This is a genomic window from Streptomyces sp. NPDC101178 (genome assembly GCF_044767965.1).
In the GTDB taxonomy this organism is placed as follows: domain Bacteria; phylum Actinomycetota; class Actinomycetes; order Streptomycetales; family Streptomycetaceae; genus Streptomyces.
The window spans coordinates 830,429-854,210 of record NZ_JBIWOZ010000002.1 but is presented as its reverse complement, the minus strand read 5'-3'; the positions used below and the strand labels follow the sequence as shown (position 1 = coordinate 854,210).

Annotated in this window: 19 protein-coding genes; 8 read left to right on the top strand and 11 right to left on the bottom strand. The window is 70.2% G+C overall.

Going from position 1 to position 23,782, the window contains the following annotated elements:
* Positions 1-56: 56 nt before the first annotated feature.
* The 3 genes from ACIRR8_RS07925 to ACIRR8_RS07915 all read right to left on the bottom strand — a co-directional run bounded on the left by ACIRR8_RS07925 (position 57) and on the right by ACIRR8_RS07915 (position 4,542).
* A complete protein-coding gene (locus ACIRR8_RS07925) occupies positions 57-1,955 on the bottom strand; it encodes a SpoIIE family protein phosphatase (RefSeq protein ID WP_404060358.1) in 1,899 nt (632 codons plus the stop codon).
* A 367-nt stretch (positions 1,956-2,322) separates the two neighbouring features.
* Positions 2,323-3,009, bottom strand: coding sequence for a DUF402 domain-containing protein (locus tag ACIRR8_RS07920; protein ID WP_404060355.1), 687 nt, complete (start codon positions 3,007-3,009; stop codon positions 2,323-2,325).
* Between the two features lie 117 nt (positions 3,010-3,126).
* The gene (locus tag ACIRR8_RS07915) at positions 3,127-4,542 is read right to left on the bottom strand and encodes a class II fumarate hydratase (RefSeq protein ID WP_404060353.1); all 1,416 of its coding nucleotides are present in this window, start codon (positions 4,540-4,542) and stop codon (positions 3,127-3,129) included.
* A gap of 107 nt (positions 4,543-4,649) precedes the next feature.
* On the opposite strand from ACIRR8_RS07915, the gene ACIRR8_RS07910 reads away from it, so the two are divergent.
* Positions 4,650-6,209, top strand: coding sequence for a ricin-type beta-trefoil lectin domain protein (locus ACIRR8_RS07910; protein WP_404060351.1), 1,560 nt, complete (start codon positions 4,650-4,652; stop codon positions 6,207-6,209).
* 53 nt (positions 6,210-6,262) lie between these two features.
* Here ACIRR8_RS07910 and ACIRR8_RS07905 read toward each other — a convergent pair whose 3' ends face one another.
* Together ACIRR8_RS07905 and ACIRR8_RS07900 are read right to left on the bottom strand one after the other, a co-directional pair.
* Positions 6,263-7,567 carry a M18 family aminopeptidase gene (locus tag ACIRR8_RS07905; RefSeq protein ID WP_404060348.1) on the bottom strand — a complete coding sequence of 435 codons (1,305 nt, stop codon included), beginning with the start codon at positions 7,565-7,567 and terminating at the stop codon, positions 6,263-6,265.
* Between the two features lie 570 nt (positions 7,568-8,137).
* The gene (locus ACIRR8_RS07900; protein WP_404060346.1) at positions 8,138-9,808 is read right to left on the bottom strand and encodes a fumarate hydratase; all 1,671 of its coding nucleotides are present in this window, start codon (positions 9,806-9,808) and stop codon (positions 8,138-8,140) included.
* Between the two features lie 235 nt (positions 9,809-10,043).
* Between ACIRR8_RS07900 and ACIRR8_RS07895 the strand changes: the two genes are divergently transcribed.
* Together ACIRR8_RS07895 and ACIRR8_RS07890 are read left to right on the top strand one after the other, a co-directional pair.
* Positions 10,044-10,751, top strand: coding sequence for a DUF1707 domain-containing protein (locus ACIRR8_RS07895; protein ID WP_404060343.1), 708 nt, complete (start codon positions 10,044-10,046; stop codon positions 10,749-10,751).
* Positions 10,752-10,917: 166 nt separating this feature from the next.
* Positions 10,918-11,289 carry a WhiB family transcriptional regulator gene (locus ACIRR8_RS07890; protein WP_015611061.1) on the top strand — a complete coding sequence of 124 codons (372 nt, stop codon included), beginning with the start codon at positions 10,918-10,920 and terminating at the stop codon, positions 11,287-11,289.
* A gap of 66 nt (positions 11,290-11,355) precedes the next feature.
* Here the strand turns inward: ACIRR8_RS07890 and glpX are convergent, their stop codons facing one another.
* Positions 11,356-12,387: a class II fructose-bisphosphatase gene (gene glpX / locus ACIRR8_RS07885; RefSeq protein WP_030115326.1), complete on the bottom strand. Its 1,032-nt coding sequence runs from the start codon at positions 12,385-12,387 to the stop codon at positions 11,356-11,358.
* Positions 12,388-12,571: 184 nt separating this feature from the next.
* Between glpX and ACIRR8_RS07880 the strand changes: the two genes are divergently transcribed.
* Positions 12,572-13,135 (top strand): DUF4245 domain-containing protein, encoded by a 564-nt coding sequence (locus ACIRR8_RS07880; protein WP_404060339.1) that lies wholly within the window; start codon positions 12,572-12,574, stop codon positions 13,133-13,135.
* Positions 13,136-13,243: 108 nt separating this feature from the next.
* Here ACIRR8_RS07880 and ACIRR8_RS07875 read toward each other — a convergent pair whose 3' ends face one another.
* The 4 genes from ACIRR8_RS07875 to ACIRR8_RS07860 all read right to left on the bottom strand — a co-directional run bounded on the left by ACIRR8_RS07875 (position 13,244) and on the right by ACIRR8_RS07860 (position 16,983).
* Positions 13,244-13,834: a malonic semialdehyde reductase gene (locus ACIRR8_RS07875; protein WP_404060336.1), complete on the bottom strand. Its 591-nt coding sequence runs from the start codon at positions 13,832-13,834 to the stop codon at positions 13,244-13,246.
* A 126-nt stretch (positions 13,835-13,960) separates the two neighbouring features.
* Positions 13,961-14,218, bottom strand: coding sequence for an exodeoxyribonuclease VII small subunit (locus ACIRR8_RS07870; RefSeq protein WP_404060333.1), 258 nt, complete (start codon positions 14,216-14,218; stop codon positions 13,961-13,963).
* A 59-nt stretch (positions 14,219-14,277) separates the two neighbouring features.
* Positions 14,278-15,501, bottom strand: a complete 1,224-nt coding sequence (gene xseA, locus ACIRR8_RS07865) for an exodeoxyribonuclease VII large subunit (RefSeq protein WP_404060330.1) — start codon at positions 15,499-15,501, stop codon at positions 14,278-14,280.
* A gap of 102 nt (positions 15,502-15,603) precedes the next feature.
* Positions 15,604-16,983 (bottom strand): APC family permease, encoded by a 1,380-nt coding sequence (locus ACIRR8_RS07860; RefSeq protein WP_404060327.1) that lies wholly within the window; start codon positions 16,981-16,983, stop codon positions 15,604-15,606.
* A gap of 89 nt (positions 16,984-17,072) precedes the next feature.
* Between ACIRR8_RS07860 and ACIRR8_RS07855 the strand changes: the two genes are divergently transcribed.
* Entirely contained in the window at positions 17,073-18,062 is a 990-nt protein-coding gene (locus tag ACIRR8_RS07855; protein ID WP_404060324.1) for a 4-hydroxy-3-methylbut-2-enyl diphosphate reductase, read from the top strand.
* Positions 18,063-18,129: 67 nt separating this feature from the next.
* Positions 18,130-18,867, top strand: a complete 738-nt coding sequence (gene ppgK, locus ACIRR8_RS07850; RefSeq protein ID WP_404060321.1) for a polyphosphate--glucose phosphotransferase — start codon at positions 18,130-18,132, stop codon at positions 18,865-18,867.
* A gap of 54 nt (positions 18,868-18,921) precedes the next feature.
* Here ppgK and ACIRR8_RS07845 read toward each other — a convergent pair whose 3' ends face one another.
* Positions 18,922-19,524: a DUF6542 domain-containing protein gene (locus tag ACIRR8_RS07845; protein WP_404060753.1), complete on the bottom strand. Its 603-nt coding sequence runs from the start codon at positions 19,522-19,524 to the stop codon at positions 18,922-18,924.
* Between the two features lie 363 nt (positions 19,525-19,887).
* On the opposite strand from ACIRR8_RS07845, the gene ychF reads away from it, so the two are divergent.
* Positions 19,888-20,976 carry a redox-regulated ATPase YchF gene (ychF, locus tag ACIRR8_RS07840; RefSeq protein WP_404060319.1) on the top strand — a complete coding sequence of 363 codons (1,089 nt, stop codon included), beginning with the start codon at positions 19,888-19,890 and terminating at the stop codon, positions 20,974-20,976.
* A gap of 921 nt (positions 20,977-21,897) precedes the next feature.
* Complete coding sequence (locus ACIRR8_RS07835; protein ID WP_404060317.1) at positions 21,898-23,772, top strand: DUF2075 domain-containing protein; 1,875 nt, start codon at positions 21,898-21,900, stop codon at positions 23,770-23,772.
* The last annotated feature ends 10 nt before the right edge of the window (positions 23,773-23,782 follow it).

The window sequence follows — 23,782 nt, the reverse complement described above, 5'->3', positions numbered from 1 at the left end:
TGACGAAAGAGGGGCGGTGCCGACGTCGGCACCGCCCCTCTTTCGCGTACGTCCGGTCAGCGCGTCGCCATCTCGAACCAGACCACCTTGCCGGTCGACAGCCGCGTCGCGCCCCACCGCCGGGCCAGCCGGTTCACCAGGAAGAGCCCGCGGCCGCCCTCGTCCGTCTCGCGCGCCCGGCGCTGGCGCGGCAGCTGCGGGGAGTCGTCGCCGACCTCGCAGCGCAGGATGTCCGTCCGCAGCAGCCGCAACGTCACCGGCCGCTCCGCGTAGCGCACCGCGTTGGTGACCACCTCGCTGACCAGCAGCTCCACCTCGTCGGACATCTCGTCCAGGCCCCACCGGGCGAGCGCCCGCCGGGCCAGCCTGCGGGCCCGGCCCGGAGCCGCGTCCTCCGGCTCCAGGTACCAGTACGCCACGTCGCTCGGCGCGATCCCGTCGAAGCGGGCGGCGAGCAGCGCGATGTCGTCGTCCCGGTCGCCCGGCCCCAGCATGTCGAGCACGTCGTCGCAGAGGGCCTCCAGCGGCGGCGAGTGGTCCGGGCCGGTGAGCTGCGCGGTCGCCGCCAGGCGCTCCCGCAGCTGCTCGATCCCCGTCCACACGTCCCGCAGCCGCGACTCGACCAGCCCGTCGGTGTACAGCAGCAGCGTGGCGCCGGCCGGCGCGTCCAGCTCCACGGCCTCGAAGTCGACCCCGCCGACGCCGATCGGGGCGCCCGGCGGCACCCGCAGCACCTCGGCCCGGCCGCCCAGGTGGAGCAGGACGGGCGGCGGGTGGCCGGCGTTGGCGATGGTGATCCGGTGCGAGACCGGGTCGTACACCGCGTACAGGCAGGTGGCCATGCGGTCGCTGCCGAGCCGCTGCGCCTGCTCGTCCAGGTGGTGCAGCACCTCCTGCGGCGGCAGGTCGAGCTGGGCGAGGGTCTGCGCGGTCGTCCTCAGCTGGCCCATGATCGCGGCGGAGGTCATGGAGTGGCCCATCACATCGCCGACGACCAGCGCGACCCGGCTGCCGGGCAGCGGGATCGCGTCGTACCAGTCGCCGCCGACGCGGGCCGTCTCGGCCGCCGGGAGGTAGCGCGAGGCGAGGCGCACGCCGGTGGGCTGGGGGAGCGAGTCGGGGAGCATCGTGCGCTGGAGCTCGTCCGCGATGTAGGCCTCGCGCCCGTACAGCACGGCCTTGTCGATGCCGAGCGCGGTGTGCGTCGCCAGCTGCGCGGCCACCAGCAGGTCACTGGCCTCGAACGCGGGCCGCTCGGTGGACCGTACGAAGACGGCCGCGCCGATCACCCGCCGCCGGCCGCGCAGCGGGGCCAGGATCGCGCGGTGGCCGGTGGGGACCGGACGGCCGGGGCCGAGCAGCTCGGGCAGCGCGGCGCGGGCCGCCGCCGAGTCGCCGAAGACCGGCCGCACGCCGCGCAGCACCTCGGCCAGCGCGCCGCCCGCACGGACCTCGCACAGCTCGGCGGCGGGCATCAGGTCGGCCGTCGGGTCGCTGAGCAGCGGCCGCAGCCGCTCGCTCTCCGGGCCCGTCTCGCCGCTCTCCTCCTCGGTGTGCCGGAGCCGGTCGGAGCGGCGCAGCCGCAGCACGAACGGGCTCACCGGCCGCTCGTCGCCGACCGGCAGCGGGTCGCGCAGGTAGACGAGGATCGCGTCGGAGAACGTCGGCACGCTGGCCCGGCAGAGGCCGAGCACGATCTCGTCCAGGTCGATGCCGCGCGCGATGCGCCGGGTCGCGGCCCCGACGAAGCGCAGCCGGTCGCCCTCGCGGCGGGTGGCCGCCTGCGCTTCGGTGACGGCGGCGGGTCCGGGCCCGGGGTTCGGTGCGGCGGCCGGCGACGGGATCGCGGCCGCGGCGGCCGCGGCCGCCGCGTCCTGCTGCCGGGGCCGGGTGCGCTCCTGCTGCCGTGCCGCGAGCGGCTGCCGGCCTTCGTGGGAGGTGGGGTGCTCCGTCACGCGTGGGGTTCCGTCCGTCCGGGCCGGTTGTATGAGGCAGTCGCCTCGTGGGGCGCCACTGTGCCCCGGCGACCGCGATGAGGACAACGGCTGTCTGCGGATGCCCGGGCACGAGGGGCCGAAACCGTACGTCCGCGAGATGGCCGGAGGACGACGTTCCGTGCGGGCGCCGGTCTGGTCACGGTGAGGCGGCAGCGGGCAGCGAGCACGTCTCCACCCCCTCGTGGTGGTCCTTCGACCGGGCGGTCCGGCCGGGTCCGTGGCCCGTCGTGCCGCACGACCGGTGCGATGACTTGTGGTCAGATCCGGTGTGTCCCTCGGAGAGCCGGGCCTGCCGACCGGGCCCCCGTGGGGTGTATCCAGGGTCTCACGACGGCATGGGGGCGGGGGTGCGGTCCCAGTCATCCGGCAGCGGCGGAACGCGCCACCCCGGATCGGGCCGCCAGTGCTCCCAGCCGTCCCGGAACGGCGAGCCCCACCCGGTGATCACCTCGACCGCCGCCCGGCCCGCCTCCCGGACCCCCGCGGCGGTCGCACGGTCCATCAGACCGACGTGCTGCGCCTGGGCGAACTCGTCCTCGTCGAGCCACTTCCAGCTCCGGTCCGGGTTCACGGAGATGTCGAGAAAGTGATCCTCGGAATCCACTCCTCCGGACCACCGGGTGTGCGGCTCCTCCAGGTTCACGTACCAGTTCCGGAAGAGCCAGCCACGGTCCCAGAAGAGCCAGACCGACCACGGGTCGCCCGGCCGGGCCAGCTTCAGCACGCCGGTGCCGAACCAGGTGGAGCGTGCGGTGGTGCGCGGCGCGGTGTAGCGGGTGGCGAGCGGCTCGGCGTGCACCTGCGTGCCGTCGGCCAGGACCGGGCGTACGCATTCGGTGCCGGGCGCCATCCAGACGGCGAGCAGCTCGGCGCTGTCCTGGACGACGGTCACCGGGCGGCAGATGTGCACGGGCGGGGCCCCGGGCGCCCGGTGGGCCCGGCCGTTGTCGCGGTAGCGCCAGAGGATCTGGTCCCCCGGCGCCCAGCGTGCGCACTCTCCCGTACCTGTCATGGATGGATCTTACGGAGCGTCCGCCCCCGCCCGCTGCGACTCAGGTCACCCGGTGTGCCCGGGCGGCCCGGCGTGGGTCACCCCGGGGTCCTCACGAGCCCCAGGGTGCCCCACGCGCTACGGCCGGGTCATCCGCAACACGTCCAGCGCCGCGTCCAGTTGCTCCACCGTCAGATCGCCGCGCTCGACATAACCCGAGGCCAGGACGGTCTCGCGGATCGTCGTGCCGTCCTTGAGCGACTGCTTGGCGACCTTCGCCGCCTCCTCGTACCCGATGTACTTGTTGAGCGGGGTGACCACCGAGGGCGAGGACTCCGCGTAGGCGCGGGCCCGCTCCACGTTGGCGGTGATGCCGTCCACCGTGCGGTCGGCCAGCAGCCGGGAGGCGCCCGCGAGCAGCCGTACGGACTCCAGCAGGTTCTTCGCGATGACAGGGAGCATCACGTTCAGCTCGAAGTTGCCCGCCGCGCCCGCCGCGGCGACCGTGGCGTCGTTGCCGGTCACCTGGGCGGCGACCATCAGGACCGCCTCCGGGATCACCGGGTTGACCTTGCCGGGCATGATCGAGGAGCCGGGCTGGAGGTCGGGCAGGTTGATCTCGGCGAGGCCGGTGCGCGGGCCCGAGGCCATCCACCGCAGGTCGTTGGAGATCTTGGTGAGCGAGACGGCGATCGTCCGGAGCTGGCCCGAGGTCTCCACCAGACCGTCCCGGGCGCCCTGTGCCTCGAAGTGGTCGCGGGCCTCGGTCAGCGGCAGCCCGGTGGCCTCGGCCACCTCCGCGATCACGGCGGCGGAGAAGCCGGGCGGCGTGTTGATGCCGGTACCCACCGCCGTGCCGCCGAGCGGGAGTTCGGCCAGGCGCGGCAGCGAGGCGCGCAGCCGCTCCACGCCGTACCGGATCTGCGCCGCGTAGCCGCCGAACTCCTGGCCGAGGGTGACCGGGGTGGCGTCCATCAGATGCGTACGGCCGGACTTCACGACCTCCGCGAACTCGGCCGATTTCCGCCCCAGCGATTCCGCCAGGTGGTCCAGCGCGGGGATCAGGTCGGCGGTGACGGCGGCGGTGGCCGCGATGTGGATGGAGGAGGGGAAGACGTCGTTGGAGGACTGCGAGGCGTTGACGTGGTCGTTGGGGTGGACCGGGCTGCCGAGCCGCTCGGAGGCGAGCGTGGCGATGACCTCGTTGGTGTTCATGTTGGAGGAGGTGCCGGAGCCCGTCTGGAAGACGTCGACCGGGAAGTGCTCGTCCCAGCGGCCCGACGCGACCTCGGCGGCCGCCTCCTGGATCGCGGCCGCGATCTCCGGATCCACCACCTTCAGCTCGGCGTTGACCTTGGCCGCCGCGCCCTTGATCCGGGCCAGGGCCTCGATGTGCGCCCGCTCCAGCCGCTGCCCGGAGATGGGGAAGTTCTCCACCGCCCGCTGGGTCTGCGCGCGCCACTTGGCGTGGGCGGGAACCCGCACCTCACCCATCGAGTCGTGCTCGATCCGGAACTCCGGACCGTCCTTCGGATCTGCCGCCGTGTCGGCCATCGTGTTTAAACCTCCCGCAAAAGATGAGCACGTGTCTTGTTCCAGCTATTCCCAAGTCGCCTACCGGCCAGTAAATACCCGGGGTAACCACTCACCCGGGAGGCGCAATGAGGCGCACCAGGCTCAGACTTCGAGGGCTCCGCAGCCTTCGCCGGCTCCGCTGTACGGCCGCTGTCACCGCCGCGTTCGCGGTGGCCGCCACCACGTTGGCGGTCGCCGGACCGGCGGGCGCGGCCGATTCGGGTACCGGCACCAGCACTATCGCATCGACTCCTCTCCCGCCCGCGCTGGAAACGATCCGGGCGGCCGAAGCCACCCGGCTGTACGGCAGCCCCGCCGAACGGCCGCTCGCCGAACGGAAGACCGGGCTCATCTCCCTGGGCGACAGCGAGATCTCCGGCGAAGGCGTGGGCACCTACGACCCCGGCACCAACGGGCCGGACAACTGGTGCCACCGCTCGCCGGAGGCCGCCATCCACCGCACGGGCATCGCGGCGGACGTCACGTACAACGTCTCCTGCTCCGGCGCTTACTCCGGGAACATCCGAATCGGCGGAAACAAGCAGTACGCCGATGAGCTGGTCCAGAGCGACAGCCTCGCCATCAAGGCCCGCAACACCCGGATCAAGATGGTCGTCCTGGTCGCGGGCGCCAACGACGACCTCCAGTTCGGCCCGGTCATGACGGACTGCGTGGTCCGCTACATCACGCTCCAGGGCCCGTGCGAGCCGAAGTACGCGGGCGGCTGGCAGGCGCGTGTGGACGCGCTGGTCCCGAAGGTCGAGGCGACGGTCCGCGATCTGCGTACGGTCATGACCGACGCCGGATACGGAGACGACGACTACAAGCTCGTCCTGATGGGCTACCCGAGCCCGATCGGCCCGGACTTCTACGACAACCCGAAGTTCCCCGGCAAGCTCATCTGCGGCGGCCTCGGCTACGACTCCGACACCGTCTGGGGCCGCAACACCGCCGTGCCCGCCTTCCAGGCCGGCATGCGCAAGGCGGCCGCCTCCACCGGAGCCGCCTACCTGGACAACTCCCGCCTCTTCCACGGCCACGAGGTGTGCAGCGAGGCCCCGTGGGCGCGCGGGCTCTACATCGACCTGAGCAAGCCCGGACTGCCCGACGAGAACTCCGTACGCCAGTCCTTCCACCCCAACGCGGCCGGCCACCGCGCCTTCGCCTCCTGCCTGACCCAGATGTACGGCTCCGGCCTCCGCGAGGCGAGCTGCGCCGACCCGGCCAGCACGGGCGACCCGGTCCTCCAGGGGGCCGCCTGGGACGACCTGTTCCGGCCGGTGAGGAACGAGGCCACCGGCACCTGCCTCGACGTCCCCGCCTCGGTGACCCGTAACGGCACCGCGATCGGCGGCTGGGACTGCCACGGCGGACGCAACCAGAACTGGTGGTACGACACCGGTACGCAGACCCTGCGCACCGCGCTCAGCCATGACCGGTGCCTGGACGTGTCCGGCGCCAAGTACAACGCGGGCGCCACGCTCATCGTGTGGAACTGCGCGGGCGCGGCCAACCAGAAGTTCGTCCGCCAGGCGGGCACCATCCGCCCGGCCGCCGCGACCGGGCTCTGTCTGACGCTGGCCGGGGCCAAGGACCCGCTCAAGCTCCAGACGTGCGACGGCAGCGCGAAGCAGCGCTTCGCGTAACTCCGTGCGGTGGGTGGCGGGCCCTGCGCGCGTCCGCCACCCACCGCGTGCCGTCAGTTCCCCGTCATCACCGCGCCGAGGATCGCCGCCAGATACGCCGGGTCGTCCACCCCGCACAGCTCGCGCGCCGAGTGCATCGAGAGGCCCGGTACGCCCACGTCCACCGTCGTCACGCCGAGACGGGCCGCCGTCAGCGGGCCGATCGACGTGCCGCACGGCATCGCGTTGTTGGAGACGAACGGCTGCCACGGCGCTTCCGCCCGCTCGCAGGCGGCCGTGAACATGGCGATACCGGTGGAGTCGGTGGCGTACCGCTGGTTGACGTTCACCTTGACCGTCGGGCCGCCGTTGGGCAGCGGACGGTGGTCGGGGTCGTGGCGCTCCGCGTAGTTCGGGTGCACCGCGTGGGCCATGTCGGCGGAGACGCAGAAGGCGCCCGACAGCGCCCGTGACCAGTCCTCGTCGCAGCCGCCCCGGGCCGCGACCGAGCGCGAGAGCACCCGCTCCAGCAGCGGGCTCTGCGCCCCCGTCTCGGAACCGCTGCCGACCTCCTCGTGGTCGAAGGCGGCCAGCACCGGGACGAAGGACGGCTCGGTGACCCCGGTCGCCGCGTCCACCAGAGCACTCACCCCGGCGTGCACCGAGACCTGGTTGTCCAGCCGGGACGCCACCACGAACTCCCGCTCCGCGCCCAGGTATCCGGGCTGCTGGATGTCGTGCAGCATCAGGTCCCAGCCCAGCACGTCCGCCGCGTCCTCCCCGGCCGCCGCCGCGACCAGCCGCAGCAGCTCACCCTCGCGCGGATCGCCGAGCGCCCAGATCGGCGCGATGTGGCGCTGCCGGTCCAGTGCCACGCCGTCGTTGACCGTGCGGTCCAGATGGATCGCCAACTGCGGTACCCGCAGCAGTGGTTCGTCGATCTGTACGAGGCGGCTGCGCGGGCTGCCGTCCGGGCCGCCGCGCAGGGCCAGCCGGCCCGAGATGCCGAGGTCCCGGTCGAGCCAGGTGTTCAGCGGGACCCCGCCGTAGATCTCCACCCCGATCTGACGCCATCCCGAACTGCCGGTGTCCGGTGCGGGTTTGATCCGCAGGTTCGGCGAGTCGGTGTGGGTGCCGACGATCCGGAACGGGGTGTGCGCGGGCGCGCCCTCGGGGACGTACCACGCGATCAGCGCTCCGGCCCGGCTGACGAAGCAGCCGCCGGTCGCCCCGGTCCAGTCGTCCGTGCCGAGCAGCTCGCGGAATCCGGCTTTCTCCAGCCGCTGGGCGGCGCTCGCGACCACGTGGTACGGCGAAGGGCTTGCGGCGATGAAGGCGAGCAGGTCGTCGGTGTGGCTGCGGTGGGGGGCCGGGGTCATGCGGCGTCCGCCTTTCCGGAGTGCGGCAGTGGTCGCGCGGCGAAGGGCCGCCGAGCGCCGAGGGCGCCCGGCGGATCAGGCCGGTGGAGTCAGCTCGGTGAGATGGTCAGGAACGTTCGGCAACCTTTGGCGGTGCGCCCGGCGCGGCGCAAGCCCGGAAGGCGGCGGGCTGCGGGAAAGCGGCGGTGCGGGACCGGCCACCTGACCGCTGCGGTGGCCCGGGGGCGGCCGGGGCCGGTGGGGGCGAGTTTTTCAACGTCCTTGCGTGTGGTGTCCGTTCGGGCGAGCTGACAGCGCTCTGCCGGGGACGGCCATCCGGCCTGTGCGGCGGCCCACGGGCGCGCGGTGGAGGCCGTCGGGCCTGTTCCGGACCCGGTCGCGCCGGTGGCGTCCGCCGGTGCGAGATTGGCTTGAAATCGACGTTCGGAGGTCCTCGTGCCGGGACACGGCTCGGCTGCCGGCCGGGCACGGCCCGAACGTGCTCCGAACGCGCTCCGAATGCGGAAGAGGAGGCGCCCGTTCGGACGCCTCCTCCCTCCGTGTGCCGCGTGTGCCGCGACCGGCGGCCGGTCAGCCCAGGCCGGGGCCCCGGACCGGAATGCTGGTGAACGTCGGCGCCGGGGCGGGCTCGGTGAAGAAGTCGTTGCCCTTGTCGTCGACGACGATGAACGCCGGGAAGTCCTCGACCTCGATGCGCCAGACCGCCTCCATGCCGAGCTCCTCGTACTCGACGACCTCGACCTTCTTGATGCAGTCCTGCGCGAGCCGCGCCGCCGGGCCGCCGATCGAGCCGAGGTAGAAGCCGCCGTGCGCACCGCAGGCTTCGGTGACCTGTTTGCTGCGGTTGCCCTTCGCGAGCATCACCTTGGAACCGCCCGCCGCCTGGAACTGCTCCACGTAACTGTCCATCCGGCCGGCCGTCGTCGGCCCGAAGGAGCCGGAGGCGTACCCCTCGGGCGTCTTCGCCGGGCCCGCGTAGTAGACCGGGTGGTCCTTCAGGTACTGCGGCATCTCCTCGCCCGCGTCCAGCCGCTCCTTGATCTTGGCGTGCGCGATGTCGCGCGCCACGACCAGCGGGCCGGTCAGCGAGAGCCGGGTCTTGACCGGGTACTTGGTCAGCTCGGCCAGCACGTCGTCCATCGGCCGGTTGAGGTCGATCTCGACGACGTCCCCGCCCGCCTCGTCGAGGTGCTCGTCGGTGGTGTCCGGGAGGAAGCGGGCCGGGTCCTTCTCCAGCTGCTCCAGGAAGACGCCCTCGGCGGTGATCTTCGCGGTGGCCTGGCGGTCGGCCGAGCAGGAGACGGCGATGGCGACAGGCAGCGAGGCGCCGTGCCGCGGGAGGCGCACCACGCGCACGTCGTGGCAGAAGTACTTGCCGCCGAACTGCGCGCCGATCCCGATCTTCTGCGTCAGCTCGAAGACCTTCTCCTCCAGCTCCTTGTCCCGGAAGCCGTGGCCGGTGGGGGAGCCCTCGGCGGGCAGCTCGTCCAGGTAGTGCGCGGAGGCGTACTTGGCGGTCTTCAGCGCGAACTCCGCCGACGTTCCGCCGACCACGATCGCCAGGTGGTACGGCGGGCAGGCCGCAGTGCCGAGCGAGCGGATCTTCTCCTCCAGGAACTTCATCATGGAGGCCTCGTTGAGGACGGCCTTCGTCTCCTGGTAGAGGAACGACTTGTTGGCCGAGCCGCCGCCCTTCGCCATGAACAGGAACTTGTACGCCCCGCCGTCGGTGGCGTACAGCTCGATCTGGGCAGGGAGGTTGGAGCCGGTGTTCTTCTCGTCCCACATGGTCAGCGGGGCCATCTGCGAGTAGCGCAGGTTGAGCTTGGTGTACGCGTCGAAGATCCCGTGCGACAGGGCCTCCTCGTCACCGCCCTCGGTCAGCACGTTCTGCCCGCGCTTGCCCATGACGATGGCCGTTCCGGTGTCCTGGCACATCGGCAGGACACCCGCGGCCGCGATGTTCGCGTTCTTCAGGAGGTCCAGCGCCACGAACTTGTCGTTGGAGGAGGCCTCCGGGTCGTCCACGATCCGCCGCAGCTGCGCCAGGTGGGCCGGGCGCAGGTAGTGCGAGATGTCGTGCATCGCCTCGGCGGCCAGCGTGCGCAGCGCCTCCGGCTCGACCTTGAGGAACGTACGGCCGTCGGCCTCGAAGGTGGAGACACCCTCGGCGGTCACCAGACGGTACGGCGTGGTGTCCTCTCCCAGCGGGAGCAGATCGGAGTACGCAAACTCTGGCATTACGGCCATTCCTCACTCGGCGACAGCGGCTGACCTCCCTTGGGCAGCGCATCAACCAGGGTAGAACGAGCCTCCTCGTCCGATCCTGTGAGGTAAGGCTCACCTGGAGACCGGCCCTTCCGCGCTTCGGCCGACCTCCAGGAGCCTCGCCCGGCCTCCAGGTGCTCTGCCCCGCCTCCAGGCGCGCCGCCCCGGAGGGTAGTCGCGATCTATCGCGTTTGGGTACGCTGGGGCGGTGGACCTAGAGAAGCAGCCCCAGCATCCCGCCCGGCCGTCCGCCCCGCCCGCCCAGGTCTCGCCCGCCGAGGCCGTGCCCGGCGACTCGATCCGCGCCTCCGACGCCGACCGCGACCGGATCGCGGACATCCTGCGCGAGGCGATGGCCGAGGGGCGCCTGACGGCGGACGAGCACGCGGAGCGGGTCGACCTCGTCTACCGGGCCAAGACCGTCGGCGAACTCCAGCCGCTGGTCCGCGATCTGCCCGCCTCCTCCGGCGCCGCCTCCCCGCGCCCGGAGGCGCAGCCGTACGGGTACGGCCCCGAGGCCGCCGACGGCCCGGTGGACAACCTCGTCGCGGTCTTCAGCAGCGCCACCCGCAAGGGCCGTTGGCGCGTCGGCCCCCGGACGAACGCCTTCTCGCTCTTCGGCAGCGTGGAGATCGATCTGACCGAGGCGCTTTTCAGCCAACGACTCACCGTCATCAACGCCACGGCCATCTTCGGCAGCGTCGAGATCCGGGTGCCGGAGAACATCACGCTGCGCGGCAACGGCACAGGAGTCCTCGGCGGCTTCGACATCCGCTCGCTGGAGTCGGTGGACCCGGAGGCGCCGGTCGTCGTGGTGAACGGCTACGCGGTGTTCGGCGGCGTGGAGGCCAAGCCGAAGCGCGGCAAGTTCGTCGCGGACCTCCAGAGGCGGCTGCGCAAGCACCTCGGCCACTGAGTACGGCACGGACGGACGCACTTCGAGAATCAGCCAGAACACCTCCTGGAGCCCTTGTCGCACACCGTGCGCCGGTGCCGCTCAGTGCATAGGCGTACACGCAACGGGTATGGACTGCTGCATCGTCTCTCGCTCGCGAAGCCGTAGCCGTCGTCAGGAGTAGACCGTGCTGCAACCGCCGCATCAGCCTCTGCAGGTCGCCGCCGTTCCTGCCCAGCGGACCCCCGCCCGGGAGGACGAGGCGGGACCCTGGCACTCGGAGGCGGTGTGCCGCCGGGACGAAGCCGGGCTGTTCTTCGCCCCGTCGAAGGAGCCGACCGCCGCCCGACTGGCCCGGGAGGAGGCCGCCAAGCGGGTCTGCGCCCGCTGCCCGGTCATGGTGGCGTGCCGGGAGCACGCGCTGATGCAGCCGGAGCCGTACGGGGTGTGGGGCGGGCTCACCGCCGCCGAGCGCCGGGTCGCGCTGGCCCGCCGTCGCCGCCGCGACATCGAACTGACCGCCGCCGCACCGGCGGAGCGCATAGCCGCGGCAGGCTGAGACCGCGCAAGGCAGAGGGGGCGCGGGGACCGTAGCCCTCGCGCCCTCTCTGGCTTGACCTCTCAGCTACTTCGCGCGGTCGAAGTCGATGGCGCTGTAGGCGCGCAGCTTCGACAGCCGGTGGGTCGAGGAGATCGACCGGATCGTGCCGGACTTGGAGCGCATCACGATCGACTCGGTGGTCGCCGTCTCCGCGCGGTACCGCACACCGCGCATCAGCTCACCGTCGGTGATCCCCGTCGCCACGAAGAACACGTTGTCGCCGCTGACCAGGTCGTCGGTGGACAGGACCCGGTCCAGGTCGTGGCCCGCGTCCAGCGCCTTCTGCCGCTCCGCCTCGTCCTTGGGCCAGAGCTTGCCCTGGATGACACCGCCGAGGCACTTTATGGCGCACGCCGAGATGATGCCTTCGGGCGTTCCGCCGATGCCCATCAGCAGGTCGACGCCGGTGCCCTCGCGGGCGGCCATGATCGAGCCCGCGACATCGCCGTCCGAGATGAACTTGATCCGCGCGCCGGTCTCCCGGATCTCCTTGACGATACCCTCGTGCCGGGGCCGGTCCAGGATGACGACCGTGACGTCCTCGGGCGTGGAGTTCTTCGCCCGTGCCACGCGCCGGATGTTCACCGCCACAGGGGCGTTGATGTCGACGAAGTCCGCCGCCTCGGGCCCCGTCACCAGCTTGTCCATGTAGAAGACCGCCGACGGGTCGAACATCGCGCCGCGGTCGGCGGCCGCCAGCACGGCGATCGCGTTCGGCATGCCCTTGGCGTTGAGCGTGGTGCCGTCGATCGGGTCGACCGCGATGTCGACCTCGGCGCCGGTGCCGTCGCCGACCCGCTCGCCGTTGAACAGCATGGGGGCTTCGTCCTTCTCGCCCTCGCCGATGACGACGACGCCGTTCATCGAGACGGTCGAGACGAGGGTGCGCATGGCCTTCACGGCGGCGCCGTCGGCGCCGATCTTGTCGCCGCGGCCCACCCAGCGCCCGGCGGCCATCGCGGCGGCCTCGGTGACCCGGACCAACTCCAGGGCCAGGTTGCGGTCGGGGGCCTCCGGGGAGACCTCCAGTTGGGACGGCAGATGATGCTCGGACATCGGAGCGCACCTTTCTGTACGGCGACGACCGGATATGAGGGTGCTGCGACTCTATCGGTAGGTCGATAAAATGAGCAGTGCGGGTCACGCATGAGCGCCCCGGTCCGTGTCCCCGCCGCCACCCACGGTCAGCACCCGCCTCCGGCCCCACCCTGCGGCCGGGCGTGCCGGGCCGCGTGCCACCATGGATGCCGTGGCAGAGAGCAAGCGAGGCAAGCAGACGGCCAGGAACATGTTCCTGTCGACCATCGTGACCGCCGCCTGTGCGGGCGTCATCTACATCTTCGTTCCGCACGACGAGAACCTCGACCCGGTCAAGGCCGTCGACTTCACGGTGGAACTGGCGACGGTGCGCATCGCCGCGCCCTACCCGGTCGCCGCGCCGGAGGGCCTGCCGGAGAAGTGGAAGCCGACCTCCGTCTCGTTCGACCGCGCCGCGGGCAAGGCCTGGCACCTCGGCTTCCACGACCCGGACGGCCGGTACGTCGCGGTCGAGCAGTCCACGGCCGACGCGCGCACGTACATCCCGCAGGTCAGCCAGAAGGCCAAGGACACCGGCACCACCGAGACGGTCGCGGGCCGCACCTGGCAGGTCTGGGAGGGCGAGAAGTACGACGCCCTCGTCCTGCCCGGCAAGGGCCACACCACCGTGGTGACGGGCACGGCGCCCCGGGAGCGGCTGGTGGAGATGGTCGAGGCGCTCAGGACGGAGCCGGTGCCGTCGGCCCCGGCCTCTCCGGCGTCCTGAGCCTTCGCGGTCGTGACTACGTGCAGGGCCTTCCCGGTCGCACCTGCGTGAAGGGGCCCCGGAACACCAGGTGTTCCGGGGCCCCTTCACATGGCCGGGTGGCGTCGCTCAGACGGTGGTGATGACCTCGTCGTAGGAGAGGCGCGGGCTGCGCGGGAACCAGGCGTCCTCGCCCGGCTTGCCGATGTTGACGACCATCAGCGGGGTGTGGTCGCCGTCCAGGAACTCCTTCTGGATGCCGGCGGCGTCGTAACCGGTCATCGGTCCGGCGGCCAGGCCGGCGGCGCGGACACCGATGATGAAGTACGCGGCCTGGAGCGCGGCGTTGAGGCCGGCGGCCGACTCACGGACCGGGCGCTCGGCGAAGAACATGTCCTTGGCCTGCGGGAAGTGCGGCAGCAGCGCCGGGAGCTCCTCGTGGAACTCGTTGTCGGCGGCCAGGATCGCGACCAGCGGAGCGGTGGCGGTCTTCGGGCGGTTGCCCTCGGCCATGTGCTGCACCAGACGCTCGCGGCCCTCGGCGGAGCGGACCAGGACGACGCGCAGCGGCGACTGGTTGAAGGCGGTCGGGCCGAACTTGACCAGGTCGTAGATCGCCTGGACCTGCTCATCGGTCACCGGCTCGTCGGTGAAGGTGTTGGCGGTGCGGGCCTCACGGAAGAGGAGGTCCTGGGCGGCGGGGTCGAGAACGAGGGACATGTGAGGGCAAACCTTCCGAAAGGGCGCGTGGGGCGATGCGTCGACCGTAACGGAGAGGTAGGTTAACTTTCAACTAAAACTGGAGGGGAGTGATCCACTCCACAGCTCCTCAGGCTCTCCGCGTGATCAGCCGTCGGAGGCCGGACCCCCTCCGGACTCGCCCTCCGGCCGGGCCAGCGCCGCGTCCAGCCGGGCCCGGGCGCCCTCCAGCCAGTGACGGCAGACCTTCGCCAGCTCCTCGCCGCGCTCCCACAGGGCCAGCGACTCCTCCAGCGTCGTGCCGCCCGCCTCCAGCCGGCGTACGACCTCGATCAGCTCGTCCCGCGCCTGCTCGTACCCGAGCGTGCTCGTCGCGGCAGCCGCCGCCGTACCGTCGTCCGTCATGTGATCCACCCTAGGTCTGTCGTCTTCCGGTCCCACGCGCCGAGCCTCTTCGCCGAGGCTCACCCGTCCCCGGCCCCGTCCACCCGCACCGTGAACTCGCCCTCCGACACCCGCGCCCGCAGCGGCTCACCGGGCGCTCCGGCCTCCGCGGGGGAGCGCACCACATGGCCGTCGGGCCGCTGGAGCACCGCGTACCCCCGCTCCAGCGTGGCGGCCGGCGACAGCGACACCACCCGGGCCCGGGTGTGCGCGAGCTCCGAATCGGCCCGGTCCAGCAGATGGCCCAGCACCCGGCGGCTCCGCCCGACGAGCGCGTCGACCTCCGCCGCCCGCTCGTCCACCAGCCGCTGCGGCCGCTCCATCGCGGGCCGGCCCAGCGCGTGCGCGAGCCCCCGCTCCTCGCGGTCCAGGATTCCTCGTACGGTGCGCAGCGCCCGGTCCCGGAGCTGCTGCACCCGGTCCAGCTCCTCGCCCACGTCCGGGACGACCTTCTTGGCCGCGTCCGTGGGCGTGGAGGCGCGCAGGTCGGCCACCAGGTCCAGCAGCGGGGAGTCGGGCTCGTGGCCGATCGCGGAGACCACCGGCGTACGACAGGCGGCGACGGCCCGGATCAGCCGCTCGTCGGAGAACGGCAGCAGGTCCTCCACGCTCCCGCCGCCCCGCGCCACCACGATCACGTCCACCTCGGCCAGCGCGTCCAGCTCCTCGACCGCCTGGACCACCTGGCCGACCGCGTTCACCCCCTGCACGGCGGTGTTGCGGACCTCGAAGCGGACGGCGGGCCAGCGGCGGCGCGCGTTCTCCAGGACATCGCGCTCGGCGGCGGAGGCCCGCCCGCAGACCAGTCCGATGAGCTGGGGCAGGAAGGGGAGCGGCCTCTTCCGGTCCAGCGCGAAGAGCCCTTCGGAGGCGAGCGACTTCTTCAGCTGCTCCAGCCGCACCAGCAGCTCACCGATGCCGACCGGCCGTATGTCGGTGGCCCGCAGCGACAGCTGCCCCCGGGGCGCGTACCACTCGGGCTTGGCGAGGACGACGACCCGCGCGCCCTCGCTCACCACGTCGGCGATCCGGTCGAACACCTGCCGGAAGCAGGTCACGCTCACCGAGATGTCATGGGCCGGGTCGCGCAGGGTCAGGAAGACGACCCCGGCACCCGGCCGCCGCGAGAGCTGGGTGATCTGCCCCTCCACCCAGATGGCGCCGAGCTTGTCGATCCACCCGCCGATCAGGCGCGACACCTCACCGACGGGCAGCGGAGCTTCCGCGGACGTGTTGAGAGCCATGCGATCGAGCGTATCGGCACGCACGGACAGCGGAGACCGGCCCGCGTACCGGAGAAGGCCCCCGCACCGCCCGCCTGTCCGCTTGTACGGGAGAAGACCCGCTCACCGCCCGCTCCCCACACCACGCGTCCCCGCCCCCTGCACCGCCAGCACCACGAACCCCACCGCCAGCCAGCACAACCCCACCACCTGCGCGCTCGTCGTCGCCTCCACGATCACGGCGACGAGGATCCCCGCACCGACCACCGGGAGGAGCACGTGCTTCCACCAGACGGGCGGCCCGCTCATCCGGCGTACGGCGAACCAGCCGACCACCGACGCGTGCAGCAGCACGAACGCCGTCAGCGCACCGATGTCCACCACCGACACCAGATGGTCCAGCCCGTCGTCGCGCCGGGCCGCCCACACCGCTGCCACCAGCGTCACGATCGCCGCACCCAGGATCGCGACGCGCGGCACGCCCGACTTGGGGTCGACCTTCGCCAGCAGACCTGGCAGCCGCCGCTCCCGGGCCATCGCGAAGACCAGCCGCCCGGCCGCCGCCTGCCCCGCCAGCGCAGCGAACGCCGCACCGATCGCCTTGCTCACCGCCACCAGGTCATGCAGCCAGCTCCCCACGGAGGCGTCGACCGCGTCGTAGAAGGCCGACCCCTGCGCCGCCGGATCCGCCGCCAGCTCGGCCGAACTCATCGGCTCCAGCAGCGCCGCCAGATAGGTCTGGGCGATGAAGAGCACCCCCGCGAGCACCAGACAGAACAGCACCGCCCGCGCCACCTTCTGCGACCCGCCCGTCACCTCCTCCGCGAACGAGGCGATGGCGTCGAACCCCAGATACGACAGCACGGCCACAGAGACCGCGCCCAGCACCGCCGCCATGGAGAACGCCGCGTCCCCGGTCAGCGGCGTCAGCCACCCGCGCTGCGCCCCGTCCCGTACGAGGACGACCACGGCCGACACCACGAAGACCAGCAGCACCACGATCTCCATGGCCAGCACCGCGAACCCGACCCGCGCGGCCGCCCGTACGCCCCACAGGTTGAGCAGCGTGGTCACCAGCACCGCGATCGCGGTCCACACCCACCGCGACACCTCCGGGACCAGCGCGTTCATCGCGATCCCGGAGAAGAGGTAGGCGACGGCCGGGATCAGCAGGTAGTCGAGCATCGCCATCCACCCGGCGATGAACCCGGGCCCCTCGCCGAGCCCCTTGCGCGCGTAGGTGAAGACCGACCCGGCGAAGGGCGCGACCCGCACCATCTGCGCGTAACTGAAGGCGGTGAACCCCATGACGACGGTGGCCACCAGGTAGACGAGGGCGACCGAACCGCCGGACTTGGCGTCCAGGGTGCCGAAGATGCCGACGGGGGCCATGGGCGCGATGAACAGGAGCCCGTAGACGACGAGGTCCCGGAAGCCGAGGGTCCGCCGCAGCTCGCCCTCCGCCACGCTGCTGCCGCTGTCGCTCTCCGGGACCGGCGTCATGAACCCTCCACAGTCACTGTCCGCCACACACGTGCAGCCATCAGTCTCCCGACCCGGCCGTCGAGGCGCCCGCTGGGTACGGCCTTACGATGGGACACATGACTGCAACGCCTGCCCGTCGTGTCCTGCTCGCCGCACCCCGTGGCTACTGCGCGGGCGTGGACCGCGCCGTGATCGCCGTCGAGAAGGCCCTGGAGCAGTACGGGGCCCCGATCTACGTCCGCCACGAGATCGTGCACAACAAGTACGTCGTGCAGACCCTGGAGAAGAAGGGTGCGATCTTCGTGGACGTCACCGCGGAGGTGCCCGAGGGCTCCATCGTGATGTTCTCCGCACACGGCGTCGCGCCCACCGTCCACGCGGAGGCCGCCGAGCGCAAGCTCGCGACCATCGACGCGACCTGCCCGCTGGTCACCAAGGTCCACAAGGAAGCCGTCCGGTACGCCAAGGAGGACTACGACATCCTCCTGATCGGCCACGAGGGCCACGAGGAGGTCATCGGCACCTCCGGCGAGGCCCCCGACCACATCCAGCTGGTCGACGGCCCGGAGGACGTCGCGAACATCGAGGTCCGCGACGAGTCGAAGGTCGTCTGGCTCTCCCAGACCACCCTCTCCGTCGACGAGACGATGGAGACGGTGGGCGCGCTCAAGTCGAAGTTCCCCAACCTCCTCTCGCCGCCCAGCGACGACATCTGCTACGCCACGCAGAACCGCCAGGTCGCGGTGAAGAAGCTGGCCGAGGACGCCGAGCTGGTCATCGTGGTCGGCTCCAAGAACTCCTCGAACTCCATCCGCATGGTCGAGGTCGCCCTCGACGCCGGCGCCGACGCCGCGCACCTGGTCGACTTCGCGAGCGAGATCGACGAGGCGTGGCTGGAAGGCGTGTCCACGGTCGGCCTGACCTCCGGCGCCTCGGTCCCGGACGTCCTGGTCGACGGGGTGCTGGAGTGGCTCGCGGAGCGCGGTTACGAGGACGTGGAGACGGTCAAGACGGCCGACGAGTCGATCACCTTCTCCCTCCCGAAGGAGCTGCGCCGGGACCTGCGCGCCGAGGCTGCGGCCCTCTCCGCCGAGTAGGCGCGGGCAGGCACCGAGTAGGCCGAGTAGCAGGGCACGGCGCCCTGCCTCCCCGTACGGTGTTTCCATGGAGATCTTCGGCGTGGACATCGGCGGTTCAGGGATCAAGGGCGCTCCCGTGGACTTGGACCGAGGGGACCTGGCGCAGGAGCGCCACAAAGTGCTGACACCGCACCCGGCCACGCCCGACCGCGTGGCCGACTGCGTGGCGGAGGTGGTCGGCCACTTCGGCTGGCAGGGCCCCGTCGGGGTCACGTTCCCGGGCGTGGTCACGGACGGCACCACGCGCACGGCGGCCAATGTCGACAAGGGCTGGATCGACACGGACGCCCGTGCGCTGCTGGGCGACCGGGTCGGTCAGCCGGTGACGATCCTGAACGACGCGGACGCGGCCGGGGTCGCGGAGATGACGTTCGGCGCGGGCCGGGGCCGTAAGGGCACGGTCATCATGCTGACGCTGGGCACGGGCATCGGCAGCGCGCTCTTCGTCGACGGCCGCCTCGTCCCCAACACCGAGCTGGGCCACCTGGAGCTGCACGGCCACGACGCGGAGAAGCGCGCCTCCACGAAGGCCAAGGAGGACGAGGACCTCAGCTGGCAGCACTGGGCGCACCGGGTGCAGAAGTACCTGCTGCACGTGGAGATGCTGTTCTCGCCCGAGCTCTTCATCATCGGAGGAGGCGTGAGCCGTAAGGCGGAGAAGTTCCTGCCGCTGATCGAGAAGGTCCGCGCGGAGATGGTCCCTGCGGAGCTGCAGAACAACGCGGGGATCGTGGGCGCGGCGATGGCGGCGGCGGGGCGGTAGAGGTCAAGGGGGCACGGGCCGGGGGCTTGGGGGACCCCCCCAGGACCCCGGGTCTCACCGGCTGGCGCGAGGCCGCTCGGCGCGGCCCGTCGGCGCGCCCGCCCCGGCGACCTTCTTCTTCGGCGTCCGGGGAGCGGGCCGGGGGGCCTTCGCCGCTCCCGTACGCCCCTGGGCCAGCAGATACCGCTGCCGGGCCCGCATGTGCAGAACCTTGCGTACGGAGGCGATGAGCCCGGCGACCAGCGTTCCGCCGTACAGCCACCCCGCGTGCACGGCGAGCGCGGTGACCAGGCCCATGACCTGCCCGCCGAACCCTTCCGACCCTCCGGAGATCGGGAAGACCCCGACGGCGAAGGCGATGGGCACGCTGATGGGCGCGGTGACGAGGTCGGCGGGCCGGACCCAGAGTGCGGTGAGCGCGCTGACGGGCAGGAAGAGCAGCCCGTAGACGAGTTCGGAGCTGTCGAACAGCAGCCGGTCCAGGCAGGCCAGCACGAACATGGTGAGCGCGGCGAACAGCCCGGCCCCGATCCCGGTGAGCCGGGGGTTGGGGAACCGCCGCAGCGCGAGCAGCGCGGGCGGCACGGCACGGACCCGCCCGCCGGAGCTCCCGGCCGCTCGGTAGACGGTGGCGGACTCACCGAAGACACCCGGCACGGGCGCGACGGGAGGAACGGGCGCGGCCTGTGAGGCCGGCCTGCGCTGCGGGGGACGTGTCCTGGGCTGCTCCACGGGGACAACGTAGGTCGCGAGGCCGGAGGAATCAGGCGTTGGACACGCGCTTTGGCCGACCTTGGCGTTGCGTTCGATGCGGCACGGCCGAAACAGACCTGTTCGGCGGTGTACGTACGGTGCCGAGGCATACGGGAACCTCCGCGCCCAGGGCCTTCGGCGGACCCGTGCGGGGCGGCGCGCCCCCGCCCGTAAACTGGAGAATCGGTCCACTCCGCGACCCGGCCCGAACAGCCGAGCCGGCCGCGGACGCCCCTGACCCCCTCCTCACTCCAGGAAGTCGCCAAAGTGTCGCTCACGATCGGAATCGTCGGTCTGCCGAATGTCGGCAAGTCGACCCTGTTCAACGCCCTGACCAAGAACGACGTGCTGGCGGCCAACTACCCGTTCGCCACGATCGAGCCGAACGTCGGCGTGGTCGGCGTCCCGGACCCGCGGCTGGACAAGCTCGCGGAGATCTTCAACTCCCAGAAGCTCCTGCCGGCCACGGTGGACTTCGTCGACATCGCCGGCATCGTCCGGGGCGCGTCGGAGGGTGAGGGCCTGGGCAACAAGTTCCTGGCGAACATCCGCGAGTCCGACGCGATCTGCCAGGTCATCCGCGCCTTCAAGGACGAGAACGTCGTCCACGTCGACGGCAAGGTCTCGCCGAAGGACGACATCGAGACGATCAACACCGAGCTGATCCTCGCCGACCTCCAGTCCGTCGAGAAGGCCGTCCCGCGCCTGACGAAGGAGTCCCGCCTCCAGAAGGACAAGGTCGCGGTGCTCGCCGCGGTCGAGGACGCGCAGAAGATCCTGGAGTCCGGCCAGACGCTCTTCTCGGCCGGCATCACCGCCGCCACGGAGAAGGGCAAGCTCCTCCACGAGCTGCACCTGCTCACGGTCAAGCCGTTCCTCTACGTCTTCAACGTCGACGAGGACGAGCTGGTCGACGAGGACTTCAAGAACGAACAGCGCGCCCTGGTCGCTCCCGCCGAGGCGATCTTCCTCAACGCCAAGATCGAGTCCGAGCTGATCGAGCTCGACGACGACGAGGCCCTGGAGCTCCTCCAGTCCATGGGCCAGGAAGAGCCCGGCCTCGCCACCCTCGGCCGCGTCGGCTTCGACACCCTGGGCCTCCAGACCTACCTCACGGCCGGCCCGAAGGAAGCCCGTGCCTGGACCATCAAGAAGGGCGCCACGGCCCCGGAGGCGGCCGGTGTGATCCACACCGACTTCCGGAAGGGCTTCATCAAGGCGGAGATCGTCTCCTTCGACGACCTGGTCGAGACGGGCTCGGTCGCCGAGGCCCGCGCCAAGGGCAAGGCGCGCATGGAGGGCAAGGAGTACGTCATGCAGGACGGGGACGTGGTGGAGTTCCGCTTCAACATCTAATTTAACTTTCAATCAAATGGCGTCTGTGAAGGCGTAGGCCAAGAAGGGGCCGTCTCCGTCGATCCAGGGCGGTCCCTACTTGACGTTGTGTCGAGGTTGACCAGCACTCGGAGCGCAGATGCTGTTCTCTGGGTGGTCCCCGGATTGCACGCTGCCCTGCGCGGAGCGTTTTGCCTCCGCGCGGCAGTTCGGGGCCTGGGCTAGCTACCCGTAAGGGCGTTCTGAGAGTAGGATTCGGCCCCATCTGGCAAACACCGGACTTCTGCTCCTGCAGACACGTCCTCAACAGCCAACGGAGCTTCTCCATGCCTTTCCACGCGTTCAGCTGTCGTTCAACAGCGGTGGCCTTTGTTCCGCGCTACGCAGCACGCTGGGACACGGCAGTCTCCACGGCATCGTCGGCCAGTTCCGACCGAACGGTCTAACACGCAGACCGCCTACCGACGGACTGCGGTGGACCCAGGGGCGTGCCTCCCCATCGCGGTTCGGCGTAGCGCCGAAAGGACTGCCTTGCTCTCCGACCCCCTCATCGTCGCCGCTTCTACGGCTGCCTTTACTGTGATTACTTGCTGTGTGGCGATCTGTGTCACTGCATGCAGGATCGTCAACGCGGCCCTTCGCAACAGCCGCTCCGCCGACCGCCCTGAGATCATCCGCGAGCTTGCCAGGGTCTTCCGCCAGCTCCTGTCGACTTGGTGGCGACGCAAGTAGAAGCTGTTTACCGATCCCCTCACATGCCGGCCGGAGCGCGTTCTGCGTACGCGCGCTCCGGCCGGCTCCATCGGCGTGAGGTACTTGTGGATATACAGTTGAGCAGCGTTGTGGACGTTCTCGTCCGGGCTCATGCCCTGCTGAGGCAGCAGCTTAAAGTAACTCATTCTGAACTTGCACAAATCCCTGTACGTTACCTGGGGGCGTTCCTTGCTGTTTCATGCACCGGTACACGAAATCGCCGCACAAGTCCGTGAAGGCTCGCTCATTTCTCGGCTGCGTCGGAACTTCATCCACGTGCATGGCCGTGAGCCCAGCACGTCTGAGCTTCGTTTCTGGGGAGAGAGCATTCCTGTGCTGACCGGCGTGCTTCTGGATGCGGGGCTGGATCACGTCGACATGATGATCGAATATGCGCTGCCACTCACCTCCAAGTACGCCGACGTGGTCCTCGCCGGAGTGCACCCAGTGAGCGGGCAGCCCTCGTATGTTGTAATTGAGCTGAAACAATGGAGTAGGGCGAAGCCCGAAGAAGGGGAACCGCTACTGTGTCGGGTCGATGCATATGCGCGGCCCGTGCTTAATCCGATAGAGCAGGTTCGCGGTTACTGTGACTATTTGGCATCCGTTAACGGGGCGCTCGCCGAATTCCCGGAGCGCATCGCAGGTGTGGCCTATCTATACAACGCAACTGAGTTCGGTATCTCTGGGTTGCGCGAAGGGAGGCTGGGCGTACGCGGACGGTTGTTCAGCGCAGAGCGGCGTGGCGAATTTATTGCATATCTAGGTGAGCTACTGGCGCCTGAGTCCGGTGCAGCGGCGGCTGAAGGGTTGCTCACCGGGAGCATTGCTCCTCCAAAGCCACTCTTGACAGTGGCTGCCAATGAGGTGCGAGAACGAGAACAGTACGTTCTTCTGGACGAGCAGCGTGTTGCCTATGAAGAGGTTATGCACGCGGTCCGCCGGGCACGACGCTCCGCTAACAAAGAGGTCGTGGTCGTTACAGGAAACCCGGGCTCTGGAAAGAGTGCGATTGCGCTGGCGCTCCTAGGGGAACTCCACCGGAGTGGCTCCACTGTGCTTTATGCCACGGGCTCGGCTGCGTTGACGAAAAGCATGCGGAAGATTGCCGGGGCGCGCAGCCGTGAAGTGCAGAGCCTTTTCACATATTTCAACAGCTTTATTACCGCCGAGCCTAACAGTGTAGACGTCCTCATCTGTGACGAAGCTCACCGAATTCGAGAAACTTCCGCCAACCGCTACACCCCAGCTTCTCATCGGACTGGAAGGCTGCAGGTTGAAGAGCTGATCGATGCGGCACACGTTCCCGTTTTCCTGCTGGACGAGTTTCAGGCTGTACGTCCCGGAGAGCTAGGGACGGTAAACATGATTCGAAAAACTGCGGAGGAGAGGGGGATCGACTGTCGGATCGTATCCCTCAGCGGAAATTTCAGAAATAGTGGCAGTGATGAGTATCTGCGCTGGGTAACTCAATTGCTCGACCCGCCGAAGGCGGGACCAAAATCCTGGCAACCTGAGCGACGGATGGATCTCCGAACCGCCGACTCACCCCAGGAACTGGAAGAGTTCCTCCATCAGCAGCGGACCCTTGGTTTCAGCGCACGCATGACAGCCGGCTACTGCTGGCGATGGTCGGAGGCCAAGCCGGGGGAGCCACTGCCGAAGGATGTAGTGATCGGCGACTGGGCCCGCCCTTGGAGCCTCCGGGGCGACCGATCCGTTATGGGGGCCCCACCAGCCGCGCTATGGGCGACCGATCCGGCCGGATTCAGTCAGGTGGGTTCGGTTTACACCGCGCAAGGATTCGAGTACGACTGGAGCGGCGTGATCCTTGGGCCGGACCTAGTGTGGCGAAACGGGAAATGGGTTGTTGACCGCGCAGCGTCCAAGGACCCTGTGTTCCGGAAGGTCATTGCGGACAACGACGTGCATCGCTTGATCCTCAACACGTATAAGGTGTTGTTGACTCGCGGCATGGCTGGCACAGTTATCTATTCTACTGACGCCGCGACGCGCGTCAAGCTGCGTGAGCTAATTGAAACGCCAGTCACCGTTGCCTTGTAGGCGGCAGGAT

Excerpts from the sequence above, each read along its gene's own strand:
- ACIRR8_RS07920 (WP_404060355.1), bottom strand. The coding sequence starts at position 3,009 with ATGACAGGTACGGGAGAGTGCGCACGCTGGGCGCCGGGGGACCAGATC.
- ACIRR8_RS07915 (WP_404060353.1), bottom strand. The coding sequence starts at position 4,542 with ATGGCCGACACGGCGGCAGATCCGAAGGACGGTCCGGAGTTCCGGATC.
- ACIRR8_RS07910 (WP_404060351.1), top strand. The coding sequence starts at position 4,650 with ATGAGGCGCACCAGGCTCAGACTTCGAGGGCTCCGCAGCCTTCGCCGG.
- ACIRR8_RS07905 (WP_404060348.1), bottom strand. The coding sequence starts at position 7,567 with ATGACCCCGGCCCCCCACCGCAGCCACACCGACGACCTGCTCGCCTTC.
- ACIRR8_RS07900 (WP_404060346.1), bottom strand. The coding sequence starts at position 9,808 with ATGCCAGAGTTTGCGTACTCCGATCTGCTCCCGCTGGGAGAGGACACC.
- glpX (WP_030115326.1), bottom strand. The coding sequence starts at position 12,387 with ATGTCCGAGCATCATCTGCCGTCCCAACTGGAGGTCTCCCCGGAGGCC.
- ACIRR8_RS07880 (WP_404060339.1), top strand. The coding sequence starts at position 12,572 with ATGGATGCCGTGGCAGAGAGCAAGCGAGGCAAGCAGACGGCCAGGAAC.
- ACIRR8_RS07875 (WP_404060336.1), bottom strand. The coding sequence starts at position 13,834 with ATGTCCCTCGTTCTCGACCCCGCCGCCCAGGACCTCCTCTTCCGTGAG.
- ACIRR8_RS07870 (WP_404060333.1), bottom strand. The coding sequence starts at position 14,218 with ATGACGGACGACGGTACGGCGGCGGCTGCCGCGACGAGCACGCTCGGG.
- xseA (WP_404060330.1), bottom strand. The coding sequence starts at position 15,501 with ATGGCTCTCAACACGTCCGCGGAAGCTCCGCTGCCCGTCGGTGAGGTG.
- ACIRR8_RS07860 (WP_404060327.1), bottom strand. The coding sequence starts at position 16,983 with ATGACGCCGGTCCCGGAGAGCGACAGCGGCAGCAGCGTGGCGGAGGGC.
- ACIRR8_RS07855 (WP_404060324.1), top strand. The coding sequence starts at position 17,073 with ATGGGACACATGACTGCAACGCCTGCCCGTCGTGTCCTGCTCGCCGCA.
- ppgK (WP_404060321.1), top strand. The coding sequence starts at position 18,130 with ATGGAGATCTTCGGCGTGGACATCGGCGGTTCAGGGATCAAGGGCGCT.